The organism is uncultured Sphingosinicella sp. (genome assembly GCF_963974575.1).
GTDB lineage: Bacteria > Pseudomonadota > Alphaproteobacteria > Sphingomonadales > Sphingomonadaceae > Sphingosinicella.
In genome coordinates, this window is record NZ_CAXBBQ010000017.1 from 1 (window position 1) to 6,609 (window position 6,609).

Genomic DNA, 6,609 nt, shown 5'->3' on the forward strand with positions numbered 1-6,609 from the left:
GTCCAATCTCCGCCAAGCATGCTCAAGCTTCACGATTTTTGCAACAGAGCCCTCGGCCGGCACATCTGCAAGGCGCGCCGGCCGGAATGCTGGCGCTGCCCGGTGGTTGCAGAGTGCGAATATCCCGCCAAAACCTCGGCCTGAACCGCTCCCGGCGGGCGATTCACTTCATGTTCAGTCATCGCTGCTATGGACTGTCCGCATAGTGACAGAGTAGCGTTTGCGTACCCTGCCGGATCGCTTCCCCGCTGTTCGGGGCGGCGGTCCGGCCTGTTCTGTCTGCGGAGCCGCCATGAAACGCCCGAACGCTGCCTGCGTCATTCTCCTTGCTGCGTTCGCGCTCGCCGCCTGCGCAGCACCCGCGTCCGCACCGTCCGATGCAGCGTCGCCCTCCGATGCAGCGTCCTCGCCGGCAGTCGTGCCGGCATCCTCACCCGCCGCAGCCGCAGACCGCTGCGTCAGCCTCGCCGCGATCCGCAGCACTAGCGTCGCCGACGATTCGACGATTGATTTCCATATGCGCGATGGCCGCATCCTCAGAAACACGCTGCCGCACGCCTGCCCGTCGCTGGGGTTCGAGCAGGCGTTCACCTATTCCACCTCGCTGTCGCAGCTCTGCTCCACCGACATCATAAGGGTGGTGCATCAGGGCGCCGGCCCCCGCCTCGGCGCCTCGTGCGGCCTCGGCGCCTTCGTTCCCTACACCCCCGCGCCCAGTGCCGAATAACCGCTGGCCTGAGCGCCCGCGCTTTGTTAAGCGTGCCGACCGCAAAGCGATCCGCACCCGTAGCTCAGCTGGATAGAGCGCTGCCCTCCGAAGGCAGAGGTCACAAGTTCGAATCTTGTCGGGTGCACCAAATTTTCCAATAAACCAACGTCATGTGCCTTCGCCTGTCGCGCATCCGACGATTTTCACTGTTCACATATCGACGACAAGATCGAGGCGTGAGGATAGAAGGCCCTGTTTTTCAGGAGAGTAACTTAAATCTATTCTTCAGAACACACATCCGAGACCCTGCGCCGGCTACAAACACCTCGAGATGGATTACCACGAACTCCGTGAAGACCTTTAAGGATTATTAAAGAGTTTCACCGGTAAGACATTATCACGACGCTCTGTCTTTCTCTGCTGTGGACAGACGCCGAGGCGTCCGGTCGACGTAGCGTTTGGCCGTTCATCTGACTTGCTACGTGCTCACCTCGACGCTGCTTGAGGGGCCCACGCTCTGATGACGCGCCAGCACTCGAGACAGTCATGTTCAAGCCAAGCCTCGTCGCGTGCGCGCTGCTCGCCACGACTCAAATCGTACACGCCCAGCAATTGCCAAGCGCCGGCACGCAGCTTCAGCAATTGCCGCAGCCGCCCGCTGCCGAAAGGGCATCGCCTGATCTCGTTGTCCCGCGCACCGGCGCGCCGACGCCCATTGCCGGCGGCGCGTCCGTCCAGGTGCAATCGCTTCGTGTGACGGGGCAAACCCAATTCTCGGAAAGCGAGCTCGTTTCGGCATCCGGCTTTTCGCCCGGCGCCGCGCTCACCTTCTCGCAGCTTCGCGAGCTCGCCGCCCGCATCATGGAGCATTATCACGCCCGGGGCTACATCCTCGCGCAGGCCTATCTGCCTGAACAGGACGTGCAAGACGGCGCGGTGACGATCACCGTCATGGAAGGCCGCTACGGCAAGGTCGTGCTGAACAACAGCGCGCGCCTTGCAGACAGGGTTCCGGCGCGACTCCTCGATGGCCTGGCAGCTGAGGATCTCGTCGCGAACGCTGCGCTCGAGCGCCGCCTGCTGCTGCTTTCGGATATTCCGGGCGTGCGGGTCAAGGCGACGCTCGCGCCGGGCGAGGCCCTCGGCACCTCGGATCTTCTCGTCGATGTCGCCCCGGGTCCCAAGCTGAGCGGCAATCTGGAGGCGGACAATGCCGGCAACCGTTATACCGGCACATATCGCTTCGGCGGCACGCTGAACGTCAACAATCCTGCCGGCATCGGCGATCTGCTCAGCCTGCGCCTGCTCGCATCGGATGGCGGTCTCGCATATGGCCGCGTCTCCTATCAGGCGCCCGTCGGCGCTGTGACGCTGGGCGCCGCCTACGCGCATCTGCGGTATTCGCTGGGCCGGGAGTTCAATGCGCTGGATGGCTCCGGCACCGCCGATATTTTCAGCGGCTATGCGAGCTATCCGCTGATCCGCTCGCGCCGCGCCAATCTCTACGCGCTCGCGGGTGTCGACTACAAAATGCTGCGCGACCGGATCGATCTGTTCGCCACCGATTCCGACAAGCGCATCACGGCCGGCACGCTTGGCCTCTCCGGCGACGTTCGCGACAGCATCGGCGGATCGAACGTGTTTTCGGTCGGCTGGACGATGGGCCATCTCAAGATCCGCAGCCCCGCCGAACGCTTCGCGGATGCGGCGAACGCCCGCAGCGCCGGCGGTTTCAACAAGCTGCAGGCGAGCTTTGCGCGGGCGCAGCAGGTCGCCGGGCCATTTTCGCTCTATGGCGCGGTACGGGGCCAATATGCCTTCGACAATCTCGACAGCTCGGAGAAGATGGGGCTGGGCGGCGCTTACGGCGTCCGCGCCTATCCCGAAGGCGAGGCGTTCGGCGACATCGGCTATCTCGCAACCGCCGAGGCCCGGCTCCTGCTCGGCGGGCAGCGGGGCAGCCTTCCCGGCCAGTTCGAGCTGTTCGGCTTCGTCGATACCGGCGAGGTTCGATATGCCAAAAACCCCTGGTTCGCAGGGCCGAACAGCACGCGCCGCAGCGCATACGGCGCCGGTGCGAGCTGGGCGGGCCCGCACGGCCTGATCCTCAAAGGCACGTACGCCCGCAAGCTGGGCACCCGCCCTGCCACCTCGGCGCGCGATCGCGGCGGCCGCTTCTGGTTCCAGATCGTGAAAATATTCTGACGACCGCCAGCCAAAGACCCGGCCGCGTACGCCCACGCGCAAAAGGATAATGACAATGACCAGTACCGATCGTCGCAAGACCAGCCTGTTCGGGACGACAGCGCTCGCCAGGGTCATCGGGCGGATCGCCGTGGGCCTCATTGCGCCCTTGGCGGTCCTCACCCCCGCACACGCACAAACCGTTCCCACGGGCGGCTCAGTGGTTGCAGGCGCGGCAACGGTCACCACCGGGGCCGGCACGGTTACCGTCAACCAGACCAGCCAGACTGCGGTTCTGAACTGGCAGGCCTTCTCGATCAGCCAGGACGCGAGCGTCGTCTATGTCCAGCCCAACAGCAGCTCGGTGGCGCTCAACCGCGTCGTCGGGCCCGATCCTTCGATCATTCTCGGGTCGCTGTCGGCGAACGGCAAGCTGTTCCTCATCAATCCCAGCGGCATCGTCTTTGCGCAGGGCGCGAACGTCAATGTCGGCGGTCTGGTCGCGTCGACGCTCGATCTGTCCGATGCGGACTTCATGGCCGGGCAGTATGCGTTCACCGGCAGCGGCGGCAGCGTCATCAACGAAGGCACGATCACCGCAGACAGCGGCTACGTCGCCCTGCTCGGCGGTCACGTGGACAATTCGGGCATCATCCGCGCCAATCTGGGCACGGTCGCGCTGGCCGCAGGCGATGCGATCACGCTCGATATCGCCGGCGACGGCCTGCTCAACGTCACCATCGACACCGGCGCCGTGAATGCGCTGGTGCAGAACAGCGGTCTGCTGCTGGCCGATGGCGGGCAGGTGCTGATGACAGCGCAGGCGGCGGGCGCGCTGCTGCGCACCGTCGTCAACAACACCGGCGTCGTTCAGGCACGATCGCTCGCCAGCCGCGACGGCAGGATCATGCTGCTCGGAGACATGCAAAGCGGCACCGCCAACGTGGGCGGCACCCTCGACGCGAGCGCGCCGAACGGCGGCGACGGCGGTTTCATCGAGACCTCGGCGGCAAGCGTGCGCGTTGCAGACACCGCGCAGGTCACCACGGCCGCGCCCGCGGGCGTCTCCGGCACATGGCTGATCGATCCGGCCGACTTCATCGTCGGTTCGGGCGGCAACATCTCGGGGACGACGCTCTCGGCGCAGCTGGTGACCAGCAATGTGGTGATCAGCACGATCCCGCTGCCCGGCGACCTCACCCCCGGCACCGGCCACATCATCATCAACGATGCCGTCGCCTGGGTCGCCTCGGGCACGGCCACGACGCTGACGCTGAACGCCTTTGGCGATGTGGTCATCAACGCCGCGATCAGCGCGACCAAGGGCAATATCGTCGCCTGCTGCGGGCGCGATGTCATCGTCAACGCGCCGCTCACCACCGTCAACGGCAGCATTTCGCTGAACGCCGGCCGCGACGTCCGCGTGTTCCACCCGATCACCACCACCGATGGCAACGTCCACCTTTGCGCCGGCCACGATGTCCGTATCGACAACGCCGTGACGCTCACACGCGGCAGCACCATCCCCGCCCAGAGCCTTGGCTTGCCGGTGGGGCTGACGCTGATTGCCGGCGCGGATGGCACGGGCCCCGGCGTCGCCGGCGGCACGATCATTTTCGCACCGCTGGCGCCGCCCACGACGGTCACCGTCGCGCCTGTCGCCATCTATTATAATCCGGTGTCCTACGCCGCGCCCACCAACTTCTCGACCCGCTTCGTCCTCACCGAAGGCGCCGCGCTCACGCAGCGGATGCTGCTCTACCCCAATGCCGACAAGATGTTCGATGGCACCAACGCGGCTGTGCTCACCGGCTTCAACACGACAGCCCAGTCCGGGCTTCCCGGCGGCGTGTCGCTCGTTGCAGGGCCTGGCGCAACGGCCGTGTTCGACAATGCGGCCGTCGGCAGCGACATCGGCGTTACCTACACCGGCTACAGCCTGACCGGCCCCAACGCGAGCCAGTATGCGCTGGCGGACTCATGCTGCACGGAGGGGTCGAGAACGCAGAGTTCGATCACGGTGGGACCACCGCCGACGCCCACCCCGACCCCCACCCCGACCCCAACGCCCACTCCGACGCCAACTCCGACACCCACACCCACGCCCACACCCACTCCGACCCCGACACCCACTCCAACGCCAACGCCTAATCCGACGCCAACGCCGACCCCAACGCCCACGCCGACACCGACGCCGCCGCCAACCGTAGTCCTCACGCCGAACCTGCCACCCACCGCCAACCTGCCCACGCCGGTGCGAGAGCTGGAGGAGCGGCCCGTTAGCCCCATGCTGATGATGGCGTCGGCACGTGTCGCGCCGGGCCTCGCGATCACGGAGGGCGGCCTGCGGATGCCCGAAACGCAACTGGCCGCGTTGCAGGCGCCGAATGTGCTGGCAGCCGAGCGCCCCATCAGTCCGGTCATCAGCGAGCGCGAAGGCAGCGCCTTTGTACCCGTCGCGCCCAATGCGCCCAGCGCCCCCAGTGCCCCCGCCGTCCCGACCTATCCGCAAAAGCAGTCGCGACATTAACGCGCGCACGCCTTTTTTCCACGTCTGCCGGACGCGATCAGAGGCGTGTCATCCCTCCGGGGCAGGCTCAGCCCCATGGCCGGTCGCCGCTCTGCTGGTCGGCATGCTGGTCTGCGGCGGCATAGGCCAGGCTGTCGCCGCCCAGCCCGTAACGCCGCCAGCGCCTCAGCCGGAGCCGCATCACGCGCGCGCGCTGGGGGAGGCAGCGTCCCGCAATGCGCAGGACGTCGCCGCATGGATCGCAGCGTCGGGCGACAATGCCGGCTTGCCCTTCATCATCGTGGACAAGCTGGACGCCAAAATCTTCGTGTTCGATGCGCAGAGCGCGCTGCGCGGCGCGGCGGCGGCGCTGCTCGGGCTTGGGCGGGGGGATGAGACGGTGCCGGGCATCGGCCAACGCCGCCTGGCGACCATCCGGCCAGAGGAACGCACAACACCGGCAGGCCGCTTCGTTGCCGCGCTCGGGCGTGATTTCGTACAGGATGTCCTGTGGGTCGATTACGACACGGCGTTGTCGCTGCACCGCGTCGTCGTCGGCAGCGCGGCGGATCGCCGCCACGCGCGCCTCGCCTCGCCAACGCCGCTCGACAACCGCATTTCCTACGGCTGCATCAATGTCCCCGCGGACTTTTACGACCGCGTTGTCGCGCCCGCGTTCAAGGGCACGGTGGGAATCGTCTACATCCTGCCCGAAACAAAACCCATCGACACCGTCTTCGCCATGCGCCCCGCTCGCCCATAGCGCGCACGCCGCCTGCTCACGCAGTTATGGTCAACGGAATGACTGTTGGTTATGACGATCCCGGCGCGGTTTTGAGAGGGGGGCTCAATGGCGGTTCTTGACATGCAGAATCCACTGTTCGCGATTTATGTGATCGCGGCGACTGTGATGATCCTGAAGGTGATCGCCATGTCCTGGCTCACGGTGGCGCGGATGATCGGCGAGAATGGCGGCTTCCGCGCGCCGGAGGACATCCGGAAGACGCCGATGAATCAAGCGCCCGATCCGGCCCAGCTCGCCCCCAATGAAAAGGTCGAACGCATCCGGCGCATCCAGCTCAATGATCTGGAGAACGTGCCGTTCTTCCTCGTCGCCGGTTTTCTGTACATCCTCACACAGCCGTCGCTGATGGCGGCTCTGTTGCAAAAATCGTGAAGCTTGAGCATGCTTGGCGGAGATTGGACG

The 6,609-nt window shown here is 65.8% G+C and carries 5 protein-coding genes and 1 tRNA gene; all 6 read left to right on the top strand.

The features are described from left to right. The first annotated feature begins 292 nt into the window (after positions 1 to 292). The 6 genes from AAC014_RS17950 to AAC014_RS17975 all read left to right on the top strand — a co-directional run bounded on the left by AAC014_RS17950 (position 293) and on the right by AAC014_RS17975 (position 6,579). A complete protein-coding gene (locus AAC014_RS17950) occupies positions 293 to 727 on the top strand; it encodes a hypothetical protein (RefSeq protein ID WP_339711399.1) in 435 nt (144 codons plus the stop codon). Positions 728 to 780: 53 nt separating this feature from the next. Next, positions 781 to 857: transfer RNA gene (locus AAC014_RS17955), tRNA-Arg, on the top strand. A gap of 398 nt (positions 858 to 1,255) precedes the next feature. Beyond that, complete coding sequence (locus AAC014_RS17960; RefSeq protein WP_339711401.1) at positions 1,256 to 2,914, top strand: ShlB/FhaC/HecB family hemolysin secretion/activation protein; 1,659 nt, start codon at positions 1,256 to 1,258, stop codon at positions 2,912 to 2,914. A gap of 55 nt (positions 2,915 to 2,969) precedes the next feature. Continuing rightward, complete coding sequence (locus tag AAC014_RS17965; RefSeq protein ID WP_339711403.1) at positions 2,970 to 5,423, top strand: filamentous hemagglutinin N-terminal domain-containing protein; 2,454 nt, start codon at positions 2,970 to 2,972, stop codon at positions 5,421 to 5,423. 103 nt (positions 5,424 to 5,526) lie between these two features. Then, entirely contained in the window at positions 5,527 to 6,165 is a 639-nt protein-coding gene (locus tag AAC014_RS17970; RefSeq protein WP_339711406.1) for a L,D-transpeptidase, read from the top strand. A 102-nt stretch (positions 6,166 to 6,267) separates the two neighbouring features. Next, positions 6,268 to 6,579, top strand: a complete 312-nt coding sequence (locus AAC014_RS17975) for an MAPEG family protein (RefSeq protein WP_339711409.1) — start codon at positions 6,268 to 6,270, stop codon at positions 6,577 to 6,579. Positions 6,580 to 6,609 lie beyond the last annotated feature (30 nt).

Bases quoted from the DNA above. Each gene is read 5' to 3' on its own strand.
- AAC014_RS17950 (WP_339711399.1), top strand. From the start codon at position 293: ATGAAACGCCCGAACGCTGCCTGCGTCATTCTCCTTGCTGCGTTCGCG.
- AAC014_RS17960 (WP_339711401.1), top strand. From the start codon at position 1,256: ATGTTCAAGCCAAGCCTCGTCGCGTGCGCGCTGCTCGCCACGACTCAA.
- AAC014_RS17965 (WP_339711403.1), top strand. From the start codon at position 2,970: ATGACCAGTACCGATCGTCGCAAGACCAGCCTGTTCGGGACGACAGCG.
- AAC014_RS17970 (WP_339711406.1), top strand. From the start codon at position 5,527: ATGCTGGTCTGCGGCGGCATAGGCCAGGCTGTCGCCGCCCAGCCCGTA.
- AAC014_RS17975 (WP_339711409.1), top strand. From the start codon at position 6,268: ATGCAGAATCCACTGTTCGCGATTTATGTGATCGCGGCGACTGTGATG.